General features: G+C 69.1%; 20 protein-coding genes. 8 read left to right on the forward strand and 12 right to left on the reverse strand.

From position 1 onward, the window contains the following. Positions 1-154: 154 nt before the first annotated feature. From ACLJO0_RS13310 to kstD, 4 genes are read right to left on the reverse strand one after another with little or no spacing between them, the layout of a single operon-like run. Positions 155-1,180 (reverse strand): 2Fe-2S iron-sulfur cluster-binding protein, encoded by a 1,026-nt coding sequence (locus ACLJO0_RS13310; RefSeq protein ID WP_410578762.1) that lies wholly within the window; start codon positions 1,178-1,180, stop codon positions 155-157. Then, positions 1,177-1,437, reverse strand: coding sequence for a hypothetical protein (locus ACLJO0_RS13315; protein ID WP_125785490.1), 261 nt, complete (start codon positions 1,435-1,437; stop codon positions 1,177-1,179). The genes ACLJO0_RS13310 and ACLJO0_RS13315 overlap by 4 nt, the downstream gene beginning before the upstream one ends. Next, on the reverse strand, positions 1,434-2,573 hold the full coding sequence (locus ACLJO0_RS13320) for a Rieske 2Fe-2S domain-containing protein (protein ID WP_410578764.1): 1,140 nt from the start codon (positions 2,571-2,573) through the stop codon (positions 1,434-1,436). Before ACLJO0_RS13320 ends, ACLJO0_RS13315 begins: the two co-directional genes overlap by 4 nt. Further along, positions 2,570-4,240 carry a 3-oxosteroid 1-dehydrogenase gene (gene kstD / locus ACLJO0_RS13325; RefSeq protein WP_410578766.1) on the reverse strand — a complete coding sequence of 557 codons (1,671 nt, stop codon included), beginning with the start codon at positions 4,238-4,240 and terminating at the stop codon, positions 2,570-2,572. The genes ACLJO0_RS13320 and kstD overlap by 4 nt, the downstream gene beginning before the upstream one ends. Before the next feature lie 99 nt (positions 4,241-4,339). Here kstD and ACLJO0_RS13330 point away from each other — a divergent pair, with 99 nt between their 5' ends. From ACLJO0_RS13330 to hsaB, 5 genes are read left to right on the forward strand one after another with little or no spacing between them, the layout of a single operon-like run. Then, the gene (locus tag ACLJO0_RS13330) at positions 4,340-5,938 is read left to right on the forward strand and encodes an FAD-binding protein (RefSeq protein ID WP_410578768.1); all 1,599 of its coding nucleotides are present in this window, start codon (positions 4,340-4,342) and stop codon (positions 5,936-5,938) included. A 43-nt stretch (positions 5,939-5,981) separates the two neighbouring features. Further along, entirely contained in the window at positions 5,982-7,157 is a 1,176-nt protein-coding gene (hsaA, locus tag ACLJO0_RS13335) for a 3-hydroxy-9,10-secoandrosta-1,3,5(10)-triene-9,17-dione monooxygenase oxygenase subunit (RefSeq protein ID WP_410578770.1), read from the forward strand. Further along, a complete protein-coding gene (hsaD, locus tag ACLJO0_RS13340; protein WP_410578772.1) occupies positions 7,157-8,005 on the forward strand; it encodes a 4,5:9,10-diseco-3-hydroxy-5,9,17-trioxoandrosta-1(10),2-diene-4-oate hydrolase in 849 nt (282 codons plus the stop codon). Before hsaA ends, hsaD begins: the two co-directional genes overlap by 1 nt. Then, positions 8,005-8,919 carry an iron-dependent extradiol dioxygenase HsaC gene (gene hsaC, locus ACLJO0_RS13345; protein WP_410578774.1) on the forward strand — a complete coding sequence of 305 codons (915 nt, stop codon included), beginning with the start codon at positions 8,005-8,007 and terminating at the stop codon, positions 8,917-8,919. Before hsaD ends, hsaC begins: the two co-directional genes overlap by 1 nt. Further along, positions 8,916-9,470, forward strand: a complete 555-nt coding sequence (gene hsaB, locus ACLJO0_RS13350) for a 3-hydroxy-9,10-secoandrosta-1,3,5(10)-triene-9,17-dione monooxygenase reductase subunit (protein ID WP_125785497.1) — start codon at positions 8,916-8,918, stop codon at positions 9,468-9,470. Before hsaC ends, hsaB begins: the two co-directional genes overlap by 4 nt. Here the strand turns inward: hsaB and ACLJO0_RS13355 are convergent. After that, positions 9,436-10,473, reverse strand: coding sequence for a fatty acid desaturase family protein (locus ACLJO0_RS13355; RefSeq protein WP_410578777.1), 1,038 nt, complete (start codon positions 10,471-10,473; stop codon positions 9,436-9,438). The two genes, hsaB and ACLJO0_RS13355, sit on opposite strands and share 35 nt — an antisense overlap. A 139-nt stretch (positions 10,474-10,612) precedes the next feature. Here ACLJO0_RS13355 and ACLJO0_RS13360 point away from each other — a divergent pair, with 139 nt between their 5' ends. Next, the gene (locus ACLJO0_RS13360; protein WP_410579298.1) at positions 10,613-11,284 is read left to right on the forward strand and encodes a HEAT repeat domain-containing protein; all 672 of its coding nucleotides are present in this window, start codon (positions 10,613-10,615) and stop codon (positions 11,282-11,284) included. Next, positions 11,285-12,292 (forward strand): MerR family transcriptional regulator, encoded by a 1,008-nt coding sequence (locus tag ACLJO0_RS13365; RefSeq protein WP_410578779.1) that lies wholly within the window; start codon positions 11,285-11,287, stop codon positions 12,290-12,292. Between the two features lie 338 nt (positions 12,293-12,630). Here the strand turns inward: ACLJO0_RS13365 and ACLJO0_RS13370 are convergent, their stop codons facing one another. Further along, positions 12,631-12,999, reverse strand: coding sequence for a nuclear transport factor 2 family protein (locus ACLJO0_RS13370; protein ID WP_410578781.1), 369 nt, complete (start codon positions 12,997-12,999; stop codon positions 12,631-12,633). Between the two features lie 88 nt (positions 13,000-13,087). Between ACLJO0_RS13370 and ACLJO0_RS13375 the strand changes: the two genes are divergently transcribed. Continuing rightward, a complete protein-coding gene (locus ACLJO0_RS13375) occupies positions 13,088-13,984 on the forward strand; it encodes an RNA polymerase subunit sigma-70 (RefSeq protein WP_410578783.1) in 897 nt (298 codons plus the stop codon). Here ACLJO0_RS13375 and ACLJO0_RS13380 read toward each other — a convergent pair. From ACLJO0_RS13380 to ACLJO0_RS13405, 6 genes are read right to left on the reverse strand one after another with little or no spacing between them, the layout of a single operon-like run. After that, positions 13,975-14,382, reverse strand: coding sequence for an HIT family protein (locus tag ACLJO0_RS13380; RefSeq protein WP_410578785.1), 408 nt, complete (start codon positions 14,380-14,382; stop codon positions 13,975-13,977). The genes ACLJO0_RS13375 and ACLJO0_RS13380 overlap by 10 nt on opposite strands. Before the next feature lie 4 nt (positions 14,383-14,386). Further along, entirely contained in the window at positions 14,387-15,358 is a 972-nt protein-coding gene (locus tag ACLJO0_RS13385) for an acyl-CoA dehydrogenase family protein (protein WP_410578787.1), read from the reverse strand. Beyond that, positions 15,355-16,284: an acyl-CoA dehydrogenase family protein gene (locus ACLJO0_RS13390; protein WP_410578789.1), complete on the reverse strand. Its 930-nt coding sequence runs from the start codon at positions 16,282-16,284 to the stop codon at positions 15,355-15,357. Before ACLJO0_RS13390 ends, ACLJO0_RS13385 begins: the two co-directional genes overlap by 4 nt. Further along, positions 16,281-17,414: an acyl-CoA dehydrogenase family protein gene (locus ACLJO0_RS13395; protein ID WP_410578791.1), complete on the reverse strand. Its 1,134-nt coding sequence runs from the start codon at positions 17,412-17,414 to the stop codon at positions 16,281-16,283. The genes ACLJO0_RS13390 and ACLJO0_RS13395 overlap by 4 nt, the downstream gene beginning before the upstream one ends. Further along, positions 17,414-18,253, reverse strand: coding sequence for an enoyl-CoA hydratase (locus tag ACLJO0_RS13400; protein ID WP_410578793.1), 840 nt, complete (start codon positions 18,251-18,253; stop codon positions 17,414-17,416). The genes ACLJO0_RS13395 and ACLJO0_RS13400 overlap by 1 nt, the downstream gene beginning before the upstream one ends. Beyond that, a complete protein-coding gene (locus ACLJO0_RS13405; protein ID WP_410578795.1) occupies positions 18,250-19,740 on the reverse strand; it encodes a FadD3 family acyl-CoA ligase in 1,491 nt (496 codons plus the stop codon). The genes ACLJO0_RS13400 and ACLJO0_RS13405 overlap by 4 nt, the downstream gene beginning before the upstream one ends. Between the last annotated feature and the right edge of the window lie 5 nt (positions 19,741-19,745).

Consider the following 19,745-nt stretch of genomic DNA (forward strand, 5'->3'; position numbering starts at 1 on the left):
ACTCCTACGGTGCTGTGGGTTTGTCAGGTGGGACACGCGTGATTGAAGGCGGAACTCGCGTGATTGAAGCCGGAACTCGCGTGATTGAAGGCGGAACTCGCGCGAAGCGGACCTCGCGTCTCTGCGGTTTGCCTGAAGAAACCACCGGCATCTCCTACTCGTAGGTGACGGTGACCTCGTCGGTCAGTGGCAGGGACTGGCACGCCAGTACGATGCCTTCGGCGATGTCGTCGCCGTCGAGGACCTCGTTGTTCAGCATCTTCACCTCACCGGAGATGACTCGGCAAGCGCAGGCGCTGCACTGGCCCTCGCGACACGAATACGGCGCGTCGAAACCCTTTTCCAGCAACAGGTCCAGCAGCTTCGTCCGGCGAGGCCAGTCGAGCTTCTTGGTCTCCCCGTCGAGGGTGACCTCGACCGCCGCCGGGGTCTCGGCCTCTTCGACGGCGACGGGCTCGGCCACCTCGAACGGATTCCCGCCCAAGGACAGGAAGCGCTCCAGGTGGATCCGCTTGCGCGGCAGTCCGAGGTCCTTGAGCACCGTGCGCGCGGCGTCCATGAACGGGCCGGGGCCGCAGATGAACGCCTCGTGCGTGGTGTACGGCGCCACCAGGGCGCGAAGGTGTGCCTCGGTCGGAAGTCCTTGCAGGCTTTCCAGCCAGTGCACGACGACCAGCCGGTCCTGGTGCCGAGCGGCGAGGTCCGCCAGCTCTCGCGCGAAGATCACCGATCGCTCGTCGCGATTGGCGTACAGCAGGATCACCTTGCCGGTTCCGTGTTCCAGCGCGGACTTGAGGATCGACATCACCGGCGTGATGCCGCTGCCGCCCGCGAGCAGCAGGAAGTCCTCGTCGAGCGACGCGGGGCTGAACACCCCGGCCGGCGGCAGGACCTGGACCTCCTGACCGGCCTGCAGGTTGTCGCAGAGCCAGTTCGACCCGTAGCCGTCGGCGGTGCGTTTGACGGTGACCTGCACCCGGTTCTCGTGCGGCGCGCTGGAGAGCGAGTAGCAGCGGGCCACCGACCCGGTCCGCTCGCTCGGCACGCGCACGGTGAGGAACTGCCCTGGGGTGTAAGCGAAAACAGAAGCGTGCTCGGTCGGGATCTCGAACACGATCGAGCGCGCGTCGGCCGTCTCGGTGATCACCTCGGCCACGGTCACGGTGACGGGACCGCTCATTCGGGCACCTCCAGCAGGCCGTCCTTCAACGCGGCGTCGATGCTTTCGCTGAGATTGCCGCAGGTGTCGAGCAACGCCGTCTGCGCGCCCGACGCCTTCTGCTCGGCGAACACCGGGCAGCTCCGGGACGCGTCGCTCGTCCACTGGATACTGGTGTGCTGCATGCTGTTCTTCTTGACCAGCACGCATGTTCCGCACGCGCGGCAGCTCAGCGGCCGCAGCCCGGCGGTGAGGAACTCGACGGTTTCGGGCTTCACACCCCGGCCTCTTCCGACTGCTGCCGCGCCAGGTTCTCGGCCACCTCCGCCGCCCAGACCTCGTTGGCGCGGCTGGTGTCCACTTCGAACTCGAACCGCCGCGTCATGTCCTCGGTGACGTCGGCCGCGTCCACATAGAACTGGTCGTACCAGCGGCGCAGCTGGTAAACGGGCCCGTCCTCCTCGCACAGCAACGGGTTGTCGATGCGCGTCTTGTTGCGCCAGATCTCCACGTCCTGCAGGAAGCCGACGCCGATGCCCTTGGCGAACTTCCCGGCGATCTTGTCCGCGTGTTCGTCCGAGACGCCCTCGAACTTCTTCACGCTCACGCCCCACTGCAGCACGAACGAGTTCTCGGTGACCGGGTAGTGGCAGTTGATCAGCACGTTCTCGATCTCGAAACCCTGGTACGTGTTGAGCAGTGTGTTGATCATGTACGACGGACCGAAGTACGACGCCTCCGACCGCAGCAGGTTCTCCTCGCCGCCGTAGTTCGACGCCATTCCCTTGTCCGGACGGCCCTTCGTGTTCAGGTACTGCGTGGCGACGTGGCCTTCGAACACGTTCTTGAAGTAGGTCGGGAAGGCGTAGTGGATGTAGAAGAAGTGCGCCATGTCGACCATGTTGTCGATGATCTCGCGGCAGTTGGAGCCCTCGATCAGCACCGAGTCCCAGGTCCAGTTGCTCCACTCGCCGTTGAACACGCCCTCGATCCGCGGGATGACGACGTCCTCGGGCGGCGGGTTGCCCTCCGGGTCGTGCCAGACGAACAGCTGCTTGTTCTCCTCCAGCACGGTCCACGACTTCGTCCGCGCCCGCAGCGGAACCCGCTTGGCGTAGGGGATCGAGACGCATTTGCCGTTGCCGTTCCAGCGCCAGTCGTGGAACGGGCAGGCGATCTCGTCGCCCTTGACCTCGCCCTGGGTGAGGTCGCCGCCCATGTGACGGCAGTACCCGTCGAGCACGTTCAGCTTGCCGGACGAATCGGCGAAGACCACCAGTTTCGTCCCGAACGCCGTGATGGCGTGCGGTTTCCCGTCGCGGAACGGCTCGGCCAGGCCGAGACAGTGCCAGCCGCGCGCGAACCGCGAAGGGGGCGCGCCCGCGTCGATCTGCCGTACGGATTCCGTCGTCATCGGCTGCCTCCCGCTTTGGTGTGATCTTGCTGCGCGAGATGCTCGGCCGCAAGGTAGCCGAACACCATCGCCGGGCCGATCGTCGCGCCGGGGCCGGCATAGGTGCGGCCCATCACCGCCGCGCTCGTGTTGCCCGCCGCGTAAAGTCCGTCGATCACCGACCCGTCCTCGCGCAGGACGCGCGCGTGCCGGTCGGTCCTCAAACCGCCCTTGGTGCCCAGGTCGCCGGGCACGATCTTCACCGCGTAGTACGGCGCGACGTCCAGCGGGCCCAGGCTCGGGTTGGGTTTGTTCCGCGGGTCGCCGTAGTAGTGGTCGTACGCGCTGCGCCCGCGGTGGAAGTCCTCGTCCACGCCGCTTTTCGCGAAGCCGTTGAACCGCCGGACGGTGGCTTCCAGCGCGTCGGCCGGAACCTCGATGCGTTCGGCGAGTTTCGCGATCGTGCTCGCTTTGACCGCGATGCCCGCTTTGAACCAGCGGCCGGGCAGCGGCTGGCGCGGGCCGAGGCCGGTGAACATGTACCGGTTGCGGTTGCGCTGGTCGAACACCAGCCAGGTCGGGATGTTCGCGCCGGGGCCGTCACCTTCGCCGTACATCGCGTGCACGGCCTCGACGTACGGCGCCGACTCGTTGACGAAGCGTTCGCCGCGCGCGTTGACCATCAGGCAGCCCGGCCGCGACCGTTCGGCGAGCGCGAACCACGGGCCGCCGGTCAGCGGGATGGACGGACCCCACCACGCGTCGTCCATCAGGTCGACGGCCGCGCCGAGTTTGAGCCCGGCGTCGATGGCGTCGCCGGTGTTGGCCTCGGCGCCGACGGTCCACTCCGTACCGATCGGGGCCCGCTGGTACTTGGCCCGCATCTCCTCGTTGCGTTCGAATCCGCCCGCGCCGAGAACGACGCCGAGCCGCGCGCGGATCGTCTTTTCCTCACCCTCATGGCGGACCACGACGCCGGTCACCCGGTCGCCTTCGATCTCGAGATCCACCAGCGGCGTGTTCAGCCAGACGGGGACCTCCGCCCGGCGCAGGCCCTCACGCAGACCGGCCGCAAGCGCTTGCCCCATGGAAAGCAGCCGCTGCCGCCGGATCCGGCCCGCCAGCCAGCGGCCGCCGAGACCGAATACGCGGAGGATGCCGCGCGGATGCCGGGCGAGCAGGCTCAGCCACCGGTAGTCCGCCTGGGTGATCGGGGCGCCGAGCGGGGGAGCGCTGTACGGCGGCTCCAGCTTCGCGAGCTCCGGTCCCAGCAGGTTGCCGTCGAGCGCGGCCGGTTCGACCGACCGTCCGCCGGCGCGCCCGCCGGGCGCCTCCGGGTGGTAGTCCGAGTAGCCGCGGACCCAGCGGAAGCGCAACGGCGTCTTGTCACAGACGAAGGACAGGACCTCGGGACCGCGGTCGAGGAAGGCCGACCGGAGTTCGGCGGGGACGACGTCACCGACGATCGCTTCGAGGTATTCGTGCGCCCGCTCCGGGGGTTCGGAGATCCCGGCCGCGCGCAACGCGTGGTTGCCGGGGATCCAGACGCCGCCGCCGGAGCGCGCCGTCGAGCCGCCGAAGTGGGCGGCCTTCTCCACGACCAGGACCTCGAGTCCCCGGTGGGCTGCGGACAGTGCGGCGGTCATCCCGGCGGCACCACTGCCCGCCACGATCACGTCGAACTCCATACGCCCCTCACCTGAAACACGTTGTAGGAAGCATGTAGCAGCATCCGCGCTGCTCCAGTCACCATAGACGAGAACGTGTTCTAGTTCTAGGGTGGGGTCATGGACTCCCTCGTCGCGGATGTGGTGATCGTGGGCTTCGGAGCGGCAGGCGCCTGCGCGGCGATCGAGGCCGCCGACGCCGGTGCCCGGGTGCTGGTGCTGGACCGGTTTTCCGGTGGTGGCGCGAGTGCGGTCAGCGGTGGTGTCGTCTACGCCGGTGGCGGGACGGCGCAGCAGCGGGACGCGGGTGTCGACGACAGTGTCGACGCGATGTACGACTACCTGCGGCTCGAGGTCGGCGACGTCGTCTCCGAGGAGACCCTGCGGCGGTTTTGCGCGGGCAGTACGGAGATGGTGACCTGGCTGGAGGGCAACGGTGTCCCGTTCGAGGGGAGCCTGTGCCCGTACAAGACGTCTTACCCGAGCGACAAGCACTATCTGTACTACTCGGGCAGCGAGGCGGCGGGCGGTTTCCGTGACGCCGCCAAGCCCGCGCCGCGCGGACATCGCGTCAAAGGGCCGGGTACGTCGGGAAAGCTGCTGATGAAACGGCTCACCGACGCCGTCCGGAGCCGCGGGGTCCAGGTGCTGCCGCAGACCGCCGCCCGGAACCTGATCGTGGACGCCGACGGTGCTGTGACCGGCGTCGTCGTGTCCACCCTGCGGGACGCGCCCGCTCGCGTGCGGGCCGCGCACCGGAGGCTGTCGGCGTATGCCGCGAAACCGGGGATCTACGTGCCGTCAATGCGGAAATCGCTGCACCGGCGGGCGGAGCGGATCGAGCGTCGCTACGGCCGTGAGCTGCGGATTTCCGCCTCACGCGGGGTCGTCCTCGCGGCGGGCGGGTTCATCGCGAACCGCGAGATGGTGCGTGAGCACGCGCCCGCGTATCGCGGCGGACTGGCGCTCGGGACGTCGGCCGACGACGGATCCGGCATTCGGATGGGGGTCGAGGCCGGCGGGGCGACCGCCGAGCTCGGGCGGATCTCCGCCTGGCGGTTCATCACGCCGCCGTCGGCGTTCCTGGGTGGCCTGCTCGTGGACAAGACGGGCGGCCGGATCATCGACGAATCCCGGTACGGTGCGGCCGTCGGCGAACGCATGATCACCGGACACGAAGGACGTGGCTGGCTGCTGGTCGACGACGCCATCGTCCGGGAGGTCCAGCGGGACGCGCGCGGGCAAAGTCAATGGTTCCAGGGACTTCAGGTGCGGTATCTGCTGCGGCAACGCGTCGTCGCCGGTTCGCTCGACGAGGTCGCGCGCAAGGCGGGCGTCGACCCCGGCGGGCTGGCCGCCAGTGTCGAGGCCGCACGGTCCGGCGCGGATCCGACGGGCAAACCCGCGGAGTTCGCGCGGCCGCTGGATCAGGCGCCGTACTCGCTGATCGACGTTTCGATCAAGCCGAACCTCGGCTATCCGTGCCCGATGCTGACGCTGGGCGGCCTGGTCGTGGACGAGGAGACCGGGGCGGTGCGCTCCGCCGACAGCGCTCCGATCCGCGGCCTGTACGCGGCGGGACGGACCGCGGTGGGAATCTGTTCTAGGTCCTACGTGAGCGGTCTGTCGCTGGCCGACTGCGTGTTTTCCGGTCGGCGTGCCGGACTGCACAGTGCGCTCGACCGGGGATCGGTCGACAAAAACGAGAACGTGTTCTAGTCTTGGACTCGGTTCACCGAGTACGGCGAGAGAGGGAACGCATATGAGCGAGCACGCCGCGCAGGACGTGATCGCGGGGATCCGGGAGCTGCTGCCGGTCCTGCGGGAGCGGGCGCAGGAGGCGGAGGACGCCAGGCGCGTTCCCGAGGAGTCCGTCAAATCCTTGCAGGAGACCGGGTTCTTCAAACTCCTGCAGCCGAAGACGTTCGGTGGCCTCGAAGCCGACCCGGTGAGCTTCTACACCGCGGTCAAGCTCGTCGCGAGCGCGTGCGGGTCCACGGGCTGGGTCGCCTCCATCCTCGGCGTCCACCCTTGGCATCTCGGCCTGTTCGAGGCGCAGGCGCAGCAGGACGTCTGGGGCGACGACACCGACGTCCGGATCTCCTCGTCGTACGCGCCGATGGGCAAGGCGGACGTCGTCGACGGCGGCTACCGGCTCAGCGGGCGCTGGAGTTTCTCCTCCGGCTGCGACCACGCGACCTGGGTGCTGCTGGGCGGTCCGGTGTTCTCCGGCGGCAAGCCGGTCGACTTCTGCACCTACCTGGTGCCGATCTCCGACTACACGATCGAGGACGTCTGGGACACCGTGGGCCTGCGCGGCACCGGGTCCAACGACATCATCGTGAACGACGTCTTCGTGCCGAAACACCGCGCGCTCAGTTTCATCGCGACGTCGAAGTGCAAGACGCCCGGACAGGAGATCAACCCCGGTCCGCTGTACAAACTGCCCTACGGATCGGTGCATCCGAGCACGATCACCGCGCCGATCATCGGGATGGCGCAAGGCGCCTACGACGCGCACGTCGAGTACCAGGGCAAGCGCGTCCGCGCGGCGTACGCGGGTGAACAGTCCAAAGAGGACCCGTTCGCCAAGGTGCGGATCGCCGAGGCGGCGAGCGAGATCGACGCGGCCTGGCTCCAGCTGACGCACAACATCGACGAGCTGTACCAGCTGGCGTGCAAGGGGGAGAAGCTGCCGTTCCCCACGCGGCTGCGGGTGCGCCGTGACCAGGTCCGCGGCACGGAACGCGCGATCTTCGCGATCGACCGGCTTTTCGAGAACTCCGGCGGACGGGCTTTGCAGGCCGGAACCCCGATCCAACGGTTCTGGCGCGACGCCCACGCCGGCCGGGTGCACGCGGCGAACGACGCCGAGCGCGCCTACGTCATGTTCGGAACCGGCGCCTTCGGGCTGCCCGTCGAGAATGCGATGGTCTGATGACCGAAGGCAAGTACGTCACCATCCAAGATGGACTCAAGCTGCACTACCACGAGGCGGGCGCGGAACATCCGGAGACGGTGATCCTGCTGCACGGTGGCGGGCCCGGCGCGTCGGCGTGGAGCAACTTCGGCCGCAACCTGCCGGTGTTCGGCAAGAACTACCGGACGCTGGCGATCGACCAGCCCGGGTTCGGCCGGTCGGACAAACCGACCGAGCATCCCCAGTACTTCCGCCACAGCGCGGACGCCGTGGTCGGCCTGATGGACGAACTCGGCATCGAACGCGCTCATTTCGTCGGGAACTCGCTCGGCGGTGGCGCCTCCGTGCGGCTCGCGCTCAACCATCCGAAGCGCGCCGGACGCCTTGTCCTGATGGGGCCGGGCGGCTTGAGCTTGAACCTGTTCGCGCCCGATCCCACCGAGGGCATCAAGAACCTCGGCCGGTTCAGCGCACCGCCGGGCCCGAGCCGCGAGAAGCTCGAAGCCTTCCTGCGGATCATGGTGCACGACCAGTCCCTGATCACCGACGAACTGATCGACGAGCGGTTCGCCGCCGCGAGCGCGCCGGAGTCGCTGGCGGCGATGAAGGCGATGGGCAAGTCGTTCGCCCAGCCCGACACCTACGAAGAGGGCATGCTGTGGCGTGAGGCGCATCGCCTGCGCCAACGCGTGCTGCTCATCTGGGGCCGGGAAGACCGGGTCAACCCGCTCGACGGCGCCCTGCTCGCGCTCAAGACGATCCCGCGCGCCCAGCTGCACGTGTTCGGCGGCTGCGGCCACTGGGCGCAGCTGGAGAAGTTCGACGAATTCAACCGGCTGGCACTCGACTTCCTGGGAGCCTCCTGATGGGTATCCGTTCGCTCGCCTACCTTCGCATCGAAGCCACCGACATGGCCGCGTGGCGCGAATACGGGCTGAAGGTCCTCGGCATGGTCGAGGGCTCCGGCACGAATCCGGAAGCGCTCTACCTGCGCATGGACGACTTCCCGGCGCGGCTCGTGATCTTCCCCGGTGAGCACGACCGCCTCGCCGTGGCGGGCTGGGAGGTCGCCAACGCCGCCGAACTCGACGGGATCCGGGCATCGCTCGACGCGCATTCGGTGCCGTACAAGGAAGGCACCCCGGACCAGCTGGCCGATCGCCGGGTCGACGGCCTCGTGTCCTTTGAGGACCCTTCCGGCAACACGCTCGAAGTGTTCCACGGCGTCGCGTTGCAGCATCGGCGCGTGGTGAGCCCGTACGGCCACAAGTTCGTCACCGGTGAGCAAGGCCTCGGACACGTCGTACTGTCCACACACGACGATGACGCTTCTCTGCGGTTCTACCGTGACGTGCTCGGATTCCGGTTGCGGGACTCGATGAAGCTGCCGCCGCAGATGGTCGGCAGGCCCGCCGACGGCGCTCCGGCGTGGCTGCGGTTCTTCGGCTGCAACCCGCGTCACCACAGTCTCGCGTTCCTCCCGATGCCGACTCCCAGCGGTATCGTGCACCTCATGGTGGAAGTGGAGAACACCGACGACGTCGGCCTCTGCCTCGACCGGGCCATCCGCCGGAAGGTGCCGATGTCGGCCACTCTCGGGCGGCACGTCAACGATCTGATGCTCTCGTTCTACATGAAGACCCCCGGCGGATTCGACGTCGAATACGGCTGCGAGGGGCGTCAAGTGGACGACGAGAGCTGGATCGCCCGAGAGAGTACGGCGGTTTCCTTGTGGGGACACGACTTTTCAGTCGGCGCCCGCCCGCCGGGGCAGTCGTGACCCCGGTGACCGACCTCGGCGCGGAGATCGATCCGGCGCGGTTCCGGACGGTGCTCGGGCACTTCTGCACCGGTGTCGCGGTGGTGACCGGGCACGACGGCCGGGCGCCGGTGGGGTTCGCGTGCCAGTCGTTCGCGGCGCTTTCCCTCGATCCGCCGCTGGTGCTCTTCTGTCCTGCCAAGACTTCCCGGACCTGGGCGGTCCTCGCCGAGTCCGGCCGGTTCGCCGTGAACGTGCTCGCCGAGGACCAGCAGGACGTCAGCGCCGTGTTCGGCGCGCGGGGAGCGGACAAGTTCGCGTCGATCGACTGGACCCCCGCCCCGTCCGGATCCCCGTTGCTGACCGGGGCGTTGACGTGGATCGACTGCACGCTCGAAACCGTGCACGAGGCGGGTGACCACTACGTCGTCGTCGGCAGGGTCACCGCGCTCGGGGAACCTTCGGACGATCGTCCGCTGCTGTTCCATCGTGGGCGGTACACGGTGACCGAGCCGGTCGCGGACGAACTCGCGGCGCTCATGCCCTGGCCGCGTCCTGACGATTGGCTCTGATCGGCTCGCCGGCCTCGTGCAGGCTGCGCAACGCGAGCTTGTAGGACTCGGCGAGCCCCGTCTCGTGGTACGGAACACCGAGCTCGGCGCAGTACTCCTGGACGATGGGCCGGGCGCGGCGCAGGTGCGGCGACGGCATACTCGGGAACAGATGGTGCTCGATCTGGTAGTTGAGCCCGCCGAGCGCGACGTCGACGACCCGGCCGCCGCGGACGTTGCGTGACGTGAGCACCTGCTTGCGGAGGAAGTCGAGTTCGGTGTCACCGGACAGGATCGGCATCCCCTTGTGGTTGGGCGCGAAGATCGATCCCATGTAGACGCCCCACAGTGCTTTGTGGACGACGAAGAAGACGAGCGCCTTGGCGGGGGAGAGGACCAGGAGCAGCGCGCTGAAGTAGAGCGCGAAATGCGTCAGCAGCAACGCCGCTTCGAGCCAGCGGGCCCGGATGCCCGGCTTCGAAACCGCGCGGATACCGGAGACGTGCAGGTTCAGGCCTTCGAGGGTGAGCATCGGGAAGAACAGGAACGCCTGGTAGCGGCCGATGAACCGGGGGATGCCCTTGCTGGCCCGCGCCTGGTCCTTCGACCACACGAGGATGTCCGGATCGACGTCGGGGTCGAGGCCCTCGTGGTTCGGGTTCGCGTGGTGGCGGGTGTGCTTGTCCATCCACCAGCCGTAGCTCATGCCGACGCCGAGGTTCCCCGCGACGCGGCCGGCGATCTCGGCAGGGCGGCGGGTCCGGAACACCTGACGGTGTGCCAGGTCATGCGACAACAGGGCGATCTGGCCGAACATCACCGCCTGGAAGACGGCGATCCCGACCTGCCACCAGGAATCCCCGATCGCGAAGAAGGCGATCCAGCCGGCGACGAAGAGGGTGGCCACCAGCCCGATGCGGAAGACGTAATAGCCGGGACGGCGGTCGAGAAGGCCCGCTTCGCTGACGCGGCGGGACAGGCGGGCGAAATCGCTGCCTGTGCGGAGGTTTGCGGTCACCGTCATGAGTCTGGTCCATGGGGTGGGCCAGGGTGAATGCGGTGCGCCGGTGGGTCCCCGCTGGGGCTGGCCCTACCCCGCGCCGGGTTCGCGCTTGACCTTGACATCGTGACAAGGTCTTCACTGGTGGGCAGGAGGTGATCTCATCAACACGACACAACGGGTTACCCCGGACACGCGGCTGCTCGACGCCTTGAGCTCCGAAAGCTCGTCGACGCGGCTCCAGGCGGCCCTGGCGGCCGGGACGCACCCGGACGCCCGGTTCGTCGACGCGCTCATGGCACGGTGCGCGGTCGAGCCGGACTTCTTCGTGCGGGACATGCTGACCTGGGCATTGACCAGGCTCCCGGCGGAGAACACGGTGCCTGCGCTCCTGACGGAGCTCGGTTCCGACGTCCCGCAGGCGCGGAGCCAGGCGTTGCACACACTGTCCAAGATCGGGGACGTCACCGCGTGGCCCGCGATCACCCGGTCGCTGCTGCACGACGCCGACGACGAGGTCGCGCGGAGCGCGTGGCGTGCCGCCGTCGTCCTCGTCCCCGACGGGGAGCGGAAACGGCTGGCCGTGGACCTGGCGGCGCAGTTCGGCCGCGGCGACCGGAAGGTGCGGCTGAGTCTCAGCAGGGCGCTCGTCGCGCTCGGTGACGAGATCGAGGTCACTCTGCGGACGGGCCTGGCGAGCGCCGACCCGGAGGTGCGTGCGCACGCCCGCGCCACGGAGCGGCTCTTGCGCGACCCGGACGCCGACTTCGACCCGGCCGTCGACGAGGCGAAACGGATCGTCGCGCTCGGTCCGGAACGAGCGGAGGGACCGTGAATGCTGATCGGTGAGGTGGCGCGCCGCTCGGGGGTGAGCAGCCGGATGCTCCGGCATTACGACTCCCTCGGGCTGGTGCGGCCGACCGGCCGCACCGTCGGTGGCTACCGTGAGTATTCCGACGAGGACATCCGCCGGATCTTCCATGTCGAAGCCCTGCGGTCCCTCGGCCTGTCGCTGCGCCAGATCGGCCGTGCCCTGGAGGACCCCGCCTTCGAGCCGTCCGATCTGGTCGGCGACCTCATCCGGCGGACCGAGGAGCGACTGAAGCGGGAACAGGAGCTGCTCGAACGGCTCCGTGCGGTCGACGCGTCGGCGCCGTTGGGCTGGGAGGGTGTCCTGCGCATCGTCGAGCTGCTGCACGGGCTCAACTCGCCCCATGCCGCGCGACGCCAGCAAACCGTCCTGGTGCCGGCCGAGGACCTGCCGGTGCCCACCGAACTGCTGGCGGAGGCGGTGCTCAGCGAAGCCGATCTGAACGTCGCCGGTGCCCTGCGGTGGGCCCTGGCGAGGGCGGGCGGTGACGGTGTGGCGAGCCTGGCGGCCGGCGCGCGCTCGGAGAACGTCGACGTCCGGCGGCGCGCGATCCTGGCGCTCGCCGGGATGCCCGGCGACGAGGCGACCGCGGTACTGGCGGAGGCACTCGCCGACTCGGACACGACGGTCCGCGGCCGTGCCGCGCTGGCCGTCGGTTCACGCGGTGAGACCGCGGCCGTGCCGGCCCTCGTCCGCATGGTGGTCGAGGGCACCCTCGACGTCGAGGCGGCCGAAGTCCTCGGAACCCTGGCGCGCGACGCGGGCCGCGCGGACCGGATCATGAGCGCGCTGGCCGACGAGCTCGCCGCCCCCACCGCCGACTCCGCGACGCGGATGCGCCTGACCCAGGCCCTCGCCGAGATGCCGCCCGCCCTCGCGCGGGATGTCCTGCGGAACCTGGCCGAAGACGAGGACCGCGCCGTCGCCCTTCTCGCCTCGGCACTCAGAGGGCTGCTCGAGGCTGGTGAGTGATGACCCGTAAAGCGAACGGGTCGCGTTCCCGGGCGAGGTCGGTGGTGGGGCGAAGGCTCCCTTCGCTGCGTCTTATGCAGTGAAGGGAGCCTTCGGACCTGGTTGGACGGCGGCAGCGACTCGTGCCTACGGCGGGTGGGTCGGGATCGCAGGTCCGTGAGGGGCTCCTTCCCTACTCTGAGGGTAGGGAAGGAGCCCCTCACGGCATGAACGCCACCTGGAGTCTCAGCGCTGCAGCGACAGCGCGTGAAGGGGTCCTTCATGTACTTCACGCAAGAAGCGCCATAGGCCACGCGGTAGGTACCTAAGAGAAGCCTCGCCAGAACCTTCATCGCCGCTCACGATTCCGGGGCAGCCTCCCGTGTCGCCTCGAAGGGAGCCCGGTCGAAGATGATCCGAAGCTCCACGATCTTCCCCTCCCGCACGGTCAGCAATTCGGCTCCGGGCGCGCTCGCCACCGGAAGGGTCGCCGTGTCGTACATCAGCAACGCGGTCGTTTCGTCCCCGAACGCCGAAAGCAGGGTCGAGCCGGTCAGGATCTCGGTGAACGGGCCCATGAACCCGCGGAACGCCTCCGCGCCGGAAAGTTGTCCGGCAGGTGTGTGGCAGACGATGTCGTCGGCGACGTGCGTCATCGCCTTTTCGAAGTCCTTGCCCGTCCACGCGCGGTGGTAGGCGAGCGCGACATCCAAGGCGGGACTGGTCATGATGGTTCCTTTCGTCGATCTTCACTCCGTCAGACACCAACCCCGCCCCGAACGGAACGGTGCGCCGCGAAAGTGACACGATCGGCTCATGGGCACGGACGAGCGGGCGTTTCGCGAGCTCACGGACACCTATCGGCATGAGCTGCACCTGCACTGTTACCGGATCCTCGGCTCCCTCACCGACGCCGAGGACGCCGTCCAGGAGACGCTCCTCGCCGCTTGGAAGGGCCTCGACGGCTTTGAGGGCCGCTCGTCGCTCCGCACCTGGCTGTACCGCATCGCCACCAACCGCTGCCTCAACCTCCTGCGGACCGCGGGCCGCCGTCGGCCACCCGAACCGGTGCCGCCGTTCGACCCGCCGGAGCCGAGCCGCCGCGGTGAGGTGACCTGGTTGCAGCCGTATCCGGACGAACTCGCCGCCGGCGAGCCCGGCCCCGAAGCGCGCTACAGCACCAGGGAAGCGGTCGAACTCGCCTTCATCACCGGACTCCAGCTCCTCCCGCCGCGCCAGGCCGCCGCCCTCGTCCTGCGGGACGTCCTGTGCTTCTCGGCCGCCGAGGTCGCGAGCATGCTCGGCACCACCGAGACGGCGGTCAAGGGCATCCTCCAGCGCGCCCGCGCCTCGCTCGACAAGCATCGCGACGGCGCGAGCCACCGCCCTTCACCTCGGGAACGCGAGCTGACCAAGCGGTTCGCCGACGCCTTCACCGCGAGCGACCTCGACGGCGTCCTCAGCCTGCTCACCGATGACGCCTGGCTCGCCATGCCACCGGCGCCGCACGAGTACCACGGTCTCGAAGCGATCGCCGGTTTCCTTCGCGTCACCATGGCCATTCCGGTGGAGGGGTTCACCATGACGCCGACGCGGGCGAACAACCAGCCCGCCTTCCTCTGCCGCCACAGCGAGACACCGGCAGGGCTGATGGTCCTCACCCTCGACGGTGACCGCATCCGTGCCATCACCCGGTTCCTGGATCAGAAATAGCCCGCCAACCGGCCGCAGAGCGCGTCGACGTCCATCACCGGCGCACCGGTCCACAAAGGACCATCCAGCCACCCGACCTCCGCGGGCGTTCCCTGATGCCGCGCGAAAACGTGCTGATGGAAATGCGCGACACTTCGTCCGGCGATGGCGGAGAACACGTGTTCCGGAGCCAGCTCCGCCCGCAGGCCGCGAGCCGCGCACCAGGCCGCCCGCGACACCGCCGAGACCTCGTCCGCGGTCAGCTCGTCGAGTGCCGCCACGTGCCGCCGGGTCTCCACGAACAGGTACCCGGGGAAGTCGCCGGGCCGGTGTGACACGACGACCAGGTCGTCCGTCGAGACGACCGGTCCCACCAGCGGGCCCTCGCCGCGGTGCTTGGCACAGATCGCGCAGTCCACCGGCTCACGATAACGGCGGCCGCACCCGTCCGAGGTGGCCGCCGGGAGAACCGAAAAGGTGCGCCGCGCCGTGTGCCCGCTTGAAATAACGGTGCGCCGGATGCTCCCAGGTGATCGCGATCCCGCCGTGCAGCTGGATCATCTCACCCGCCACGGTCGCCAGCGCTTCCGAGCAGTGCACCTTCGCCACCGCGGCCAGCCTGCTCGACTCCGGAGCCGCGTAGGCCGCCGAACGCGCTGTCTCGACCAGGACGTGGAGATCGGCCATCCGATGCTTCAGCGCCTGGAAGCCGCCGATCGGCCTGCCGAACTGGTGCCGCTGCTTGCTGTACTCCACCGTCAGCTCGAAAGCGCGTGCCGCGGCTCCGGCCTGTTCGGCGGCCAGGACCGCGCACGCGACGTCGCGCAGGGCGTCGAGGTCGACCGGGCCGATCAGCCGGGCGGGAGTGCGCTCGAAGGTCACGCGGGCCAGTCGTCGGGTTTCGTCCATCGCCGGAGTCCGGACACGACGGGCATCGGAGACCTCGTACAGCGAGCCGTCGGCCACCACCAGGAGGATCTCGGCCTCGTCACCGTGGAGGACGTAGTGCGCTTCGCCCTCCACCGTCGAGTCGACGACGCGGCAGGCCGGCTCGCCCCATGAGCCTTCGGCGTCGGTCCAGGCCACCGCGCCGACGACACCTTCGGCGAGGCGGGGGAGCAGCCGCTCGCAAGCCTGGTCGTCGCCGGTGGCCAGGACCGCGTGCACGGCGAGGACGGCCGAACCGAGGAACGGGACGTCGGCGAGGACCCTGCCCAGTTCTTCGGCGACCACCTGCAGTTCCGCCGTCCCGGCGCCGAGCCCGCCGAACCGTTCGGGAACGGCCAGCGCCGCAACGCCGATCTGTTCGCACAGTTCCGGCCAGGGCTCCGCTTCCCGGTCCAGCAGTTTCCGCACGCTGTCCCGCAACGCGTCCTGCTCGGCGGTGAAGGTCATGACAGCACCCGCTCCCGGTGGAACCGCGGCGTGCCCCACGCGCCGACCAGCGCGCGGACCCTGGTCAGCCGCAGGCCGAGCGCGTGTTCCGCGGTGTAGCCGATCGCGCCGTGCACCTGCAGCCCGGTCCGGGCGGCGAGATGCGCGGCGTCGCCGCACGCCACCTTGGCCGCGGAGACGTCGCGCCGGTCCAGGGTGACGGCCGCGCCGAACAGCAGCGGTTCGGCCAGCGCGAGCCCGGTCGCGACGTCGGCGAGCAGATGTTTGACCGCCTGGTAGCCGCCGATCTCACGGCCGTACTGCTTGCGTTGCGCGGCGTACGCGACGGACGTGTCGAGCAGCCACCGTCCCGCGCCGAGCAGCTGCGCGGCAGTGGCGAGGACGCCCAGTTCGAACGCGCGATCCGCGTCGAGCGCCGTACCTAGATCGTCGCCAGTCACCGGCGGGAACAGCCGTCGTGAACTGTCCACAGAGGACAACAGTGCGCCAGGGGTGAACGCGCGCAGCCTGCCGTTCTCGACGGCGAGACGCGCGTCCGCGACGTCGGAGTCCAAGGCATACGGCACATGTGGCGCGTAAGCCACCGACGCCAGCGTCTCACCGGACGCGACGGAGGTCAGCAGTTCGTCGTCCAGCAAGGACGGCAGGACGGCCACGGTGTCGGTCCACGGCCCGGGAACGCAGTGGTAGCCGAGCCGTTCGAAGCCGACGGCCAGATCCACCGGGGTGGCACCGAGCCCGTCGTACTTCTCGGGGACGGCCAGCGCGGTCACGCCGAGTTCCGCCAGCCGCCGCCAGATTTTGAGACCGGGGCCGTGATCGCCCGCCGCCCAGGACCGGTTGGCCGAGTCGGTGTCCACACCGGACAGAAGATCGTGCAGGCTGCGGGAGAACTGCTCCTGCTCGCCGGCGAGCGTGAACCTCATCGAGCCCCCTTCGGCAGGCCGAGCAGCCGTTCGGCGACGATGGACCGCTGGATCTGGTCGGTCCCGCCGTAGATCGGGCCCGCCAGCGAGAACAGCCAGCCGTCACTCCACGGGCCCCGCAGTTCGGCGTCCGGGCCGAGGACGTCGAGCGCGGTTTCGTGCAGGGCGACGTCGAGATGCGACCAGAACAGCTTGTTGACACTCGACTCCGGGCCCAGCTCGGCGCCGTCGGAAAGGCGGGTGACCGTGCCGAGGGTGTACAGCTGGTAGGCCCGCGCGCCGATCCACGCGTCGGCGACCCGGTCCGCGGTGTGTGCGGGACGTCCGGCGTCGTGCCAGAGCGAGACCAGCCTGTCGGCCGCGGCAAGGAAGCGGCCGGGACTGCGCAAGGACAGGCCGCGTTCGTTGTTCGCCGTCGTCATCGCGACCCGCCAGCCCTCGCCCGGCGTGCCGATCACGTCCTCGTCGGGGACGAAGACGTCGTCGAAGAAGATCTCGGCGAACCCTGGTTCACCGTCCAGCTGGGGGATCGGCCGGACGGTGACACCCTCGGCCCGCAGATCCACCATGAGATAGGTGAGCCCCTTGTGTCGCACCGAATCCGGATCGCTGCGGAACAGCCCGAACGCCCGGTCGGCGAAAGTCGCCCGCGAACTCCACGTCTTCTGCCCGCTGACCCGCCAGCCGCCGTCACAGCGGGTGGCGGTGCTCCGGAGAGCGGCGATGTCGCTGCCCGCCTCGGGTTCCGACCAGGCCTGCGCCCAGACCTCCTCCGAGCGTGCCATCTTCGGCAGGACGCGGCGTTGCTGTTCTTCCGTGCCATGGGAGAACAGCGTGGGCGCGAGCATGAAGATGCCGTTCTGGTTGACCCGCAGCGGTGCGCCGGCCGCGTAGTACTCCTCTTCGAACAGCACCCACTCGAGGAGACTCGCGTCCCGCCCGCCGAATTCGCGCGGCCACGAGACGACCGACCACCGGGCGTCGGTCAGCTTGGCTTCCCAGTCGCGGTGTTGCGCGAATCCCTCGGCGGTGTCGAACGATTTCAGTGGCTCGGCGGGAACGTTCGCGGCGAGCCAGGCGCGGGCCTCGTCACGGAAGACGAGCGTGCGCTCGTCGAGATCGAGATCCATCACGAGGACCTGTTCGCGTCTCGCATCGAGCGCGCGTCCTGCCCGCCCAAGGAGTCACCGCCGGACATCTCGGCGTTGTGCGCGTGCGCGAAGTGGTGCAGCCCGAACACGGAGTCCATTCCGGACCGGAGACCCATCAGGTCCTCGGCCTGGTTCACGGCCTTCTTGGCGAGCGCGAGTCCCATCCTCGGCATCACCGCGATCTTCTCCGCCAGCGCCATCGTCTCGGTTTCGAGGTCGGCGCGCGGGACGACGCGGTTCAGCATGCCCCATTCCTTGGCCTGCTGCGCAGTGAAGCGCTCACCGGTGAACAACACTTCCTTGGCCGCGCGCGGACCGAGGACCCACGGGTGCGCGAAGTACTCGACACCGGGAATCCCCATGCGTACCACGGGATCGGCGAAGAACGCGTCGTCGGAGGCGACGATCATGTCGCATACCCAAGCCAGCATGAGCGCGCCCGCGATGCACGCGCCCTGCACACTCGCGATCGTCGGCTTCGGGATCTCACGCCACCGGCGGCACATGCCGAGGTAGACCTCGGATTCGCGGGCGAACCGCTGGTCGCCGCCTTCCGCGCCGACGTGGTCCCACCACAGGACCGCCTTGCGCTCGAAGGAGACGTCCACGTCGCGTTCCGGTGTCCCGATGTCATGCCCGGCGGAGAAGTGCTTGCCGGCCCCGGCCAGCACGATCACCTTGACCTCGGGATCGTCGACGGCACGGCTGAACGCGGCGTCGAGCGCGTAGGTCATCGCCGAGTTCTGCGCGTTCCGGTACTCCGGCCGGTTCATCGTGACGACGGCCACCGGCCCGCGTCGCTCGTACTCGACGGTCATCCGTTCTCCTCCCGCAACACGCGTTTCAGCACCTTCCCCGACAGGTTTCGCGGAAGTTCCGCCACGAAGTCGACAAATCGAGGGATCTTGTAGTTGGCCAATTCGCCCTCGCAATGCTTCAAGACGTCCTCTGTGGACAGTCCGGCTCCCGGGCGAAGCCGGACGAAGGCCTTGCCGACCTCGCCGAGCCGTTCGTCCGGCACACCGACGACGGCGGCTTCCGCGACGCCGTCCAGGCGGCTCAGCACCTGCTCGATCTCGGCCGGGTAGACGTTGAACCCGCCGCAGACGTACATGTCCTTGATCCGGTCGACGATCCGCAGGTAGCCGCGCTCGTCGAGCACGCCGACATCGCCGGTGTGCAACCAGCCGTCGGCGTCGACGGCCTTCGCGGTGGCGTCCGGATCGTCGAGATACCCGAGCATCACGTTCGGCCCGCGCAGCAGGACTTCGTCGTGCTCACCGAGTTTCACCTCGAAGCCCGCTGTCGCGCGGCCGGAGAAGTTCGCCACGAGGTCGGCGTCGTCCTCGGGACGGGACATCGTGGCCACCACGGCTTCCGTCAGGCCGTACGCGGTGAGCACGGTGTCGAAGTTCAGGTCCTTCCGCATCCGCTCGACGAGCGTGACCGGCACGGTGGCGGCGCCGGTGACGGCGAGCCGGAGGCTGGACAGATCGTGGTTCGCGCGTTCGGGCGCGTCCAGCAGGACTTGGTAGATCGTCGGCGCGCCGGGGAGCACCGTGACGCGCTCGGTTTCGACGAGGCGCAGGGTTTCCCGGACGTCGAAGGTGCGCTGCGGCAGGATCGTCGCGCCGCGCAGCACCGCGGCGAGGATCCCCGCCTTGTAACCGAAGCTGTGGAAGAACGGGTTGATCACGAGGTAGCGGTCTTCCTCGGTCAGGCCACCGCAATCACCCCAGGCTTCGGCGACGCTCAGCGCCTGCCGGTGACTGCTCATCGCGCCCTTGCTGCGGCCGGTGGTCCCGGAGGTGAACAGGATGTCGCTGACGTCGTCCGGTTTCGCGGGACTGACGAGATCGCTGTCGAGACCGGCGAGGGCGTCCCATTCCGTGACGCCGTCGACGGGTTCTTCGACGCCCTCGACGGGGATGCGCAAGACAGCGCCGGGGCGGGAAGGGCCCAGATCAGCCAGCCGGTCCGTGCCGAGGAACGTGCCGGTGATCGCCAGCGCGGACACCTTCGCGCGCTGGAGGACGTCGATGGTCTCGCGAGCGGTGAAGCGGGTGTTGACCGGAATGAGCGTCGCCCCGGCGTGCAGCGCGCCGAGCCCGGCGACGACCCAGTGCCACGTGTTGGGGGAGCAGATCGCGACCCGTTCGTGGCCTTCGAAGAACCGCGCCGCCTGACGCACCCGGCGGGCGAGTTCGGCATAGGTGAGCCGGACTTCGCCGTCGACCAGCGCTTCCCGCTCGGCGAAGCGCTCCGCGGCCCTGTCGAGCGCCGCCGGGATGGTCCCCTCGGACATCGAGC

Origin of the sequence: Amycolatopsis sp. lyj-108 (assembly GCF_046549005.1) — a bacterium.
Classification (GTDB): domain Bacteria; phylum Actinomycetota; class Actinomycetes; order Mycobacteriales; family Pseudonocardiaceae; genus Amycolatopsis.

Excerpts from the sequence above, each read along its gene's own strand:
- ACLJO0_RS13385 (WP_410578787.1), bottom strand. The coding sequence starts at position 15,358 with ATGACCTTCACCGCCGAGCAGGACGCGTTGCGGGACAGCGTGCGGAAA.
- ACLJO0_RS13310 (WP_410578762.1), bottom strand. The coding sequence starts at position 1,180 with ATGAGCGGTCCCGTCACCGTGACCGTGGCCGAGGTGATCACCGAGACG.
- ACLJO0_RS13390 (WP_410578789.1), bottom strand. The coding sequence starts at position 16,284 with ATGAGGTTCACGCTCGCCGGCGAGCAGGAGCAGTTCTCCCGCAGCCTG.
- ACLJO0_RS13365 (WP_410578779.1), top strand. The coding sequence starts at position 11,285 with ATGCTGATCGGTGAGGTGGCGCGCCGCTCGGGGGTGAGCAGCCGGATG.
- ACLJO0_RS13320 (WP_410578764.1), bottom strand. The coding sequence starts at position 2,573 with ATGACGACGGAATCCGTACGGCAGATCGACGCGGGCGCGCCCCCTTCG.
- ACLJO0_RS13355 (WP_410578777.1), bottom strand. The coding sequence starts at position 10,473 with ATGACGGTGACCGCAAACCTCCGCACAGGCAGCGATTTCGCCCGCCTG.
- ACLJO0_RS13400 (WP_410578793.1), bottom strand. The coding sequence starts at position 18,253 with ATGACCGTCGAGTACGAGCGACGCGGGCCGGTGGCCGTCGTCACGATG.
- ACLJO0_RS13370 (WP_410578781.1), bottom strand. The coding sequence starts at position 12,999 with ATGACCAGTCCCGCCTTGGATGTCGCGCTCGCCTACCACCGCGCGTGG.
- ACLJO0_RS13375 (WP_410578783.1), top strand. The coding sequence starts at position 13,088 with ATGGGCACGGACGAGCGGGCGTTTCGCGAGCTCACGGACACCTATCGG.
- ACLJO0_RS13395 (WP_410578791.1), bottom strand. The coding sequence starts at position 17,414 with ATGGATCTCGATCTCGACGAGCGCACGCTCGTCTTCCGTGACGAGGCC.
- hsaC (WP_410578774.1), top strand. The coding sequence starts at position 8,005 with ATGGGTATCCGTTCGCTCGCCTACCTTCGCATCGAAGCCACCGACATG.
- hsaA (WP_410578770.1), top strand. The coding sequence starts at position 5,982 with ATGAGCGAGCACGCCGCGCAGGACGTGATCGCGGGGATCCGGGAGCTG.
- ACLJO0_RS13405 (WP_410578795.1), bottom strand. The coding sequence starts at position 19,740 with ATGTCCGAGGGGACCATCCCGGCGGCGCTCGACAGGGCCGCGGAGCGC.
- hsaD (WP_410578772.1), top strand. The coding sequence starts at position 7,157 with ATGACCGAAGGCAAGTACGTCACCATCCAAGATGGACTCAAGCTGCAC.
- ACLJO0_RS13330 (WP_410578768.1), top strand. The coding sequence starts at position 4,340 with ATGGACTCCCTCGTCGCGGATGTGGTGATCGTGGGCTTCGGAGCGGCA.
- kstD (WP_410578766.1), bottom strand. The coding sequence starts at position 4,240 with ATGGAGTTCGACGTGATCGTGGCGGGCAGTGGTGCCGCCGGGATGACC.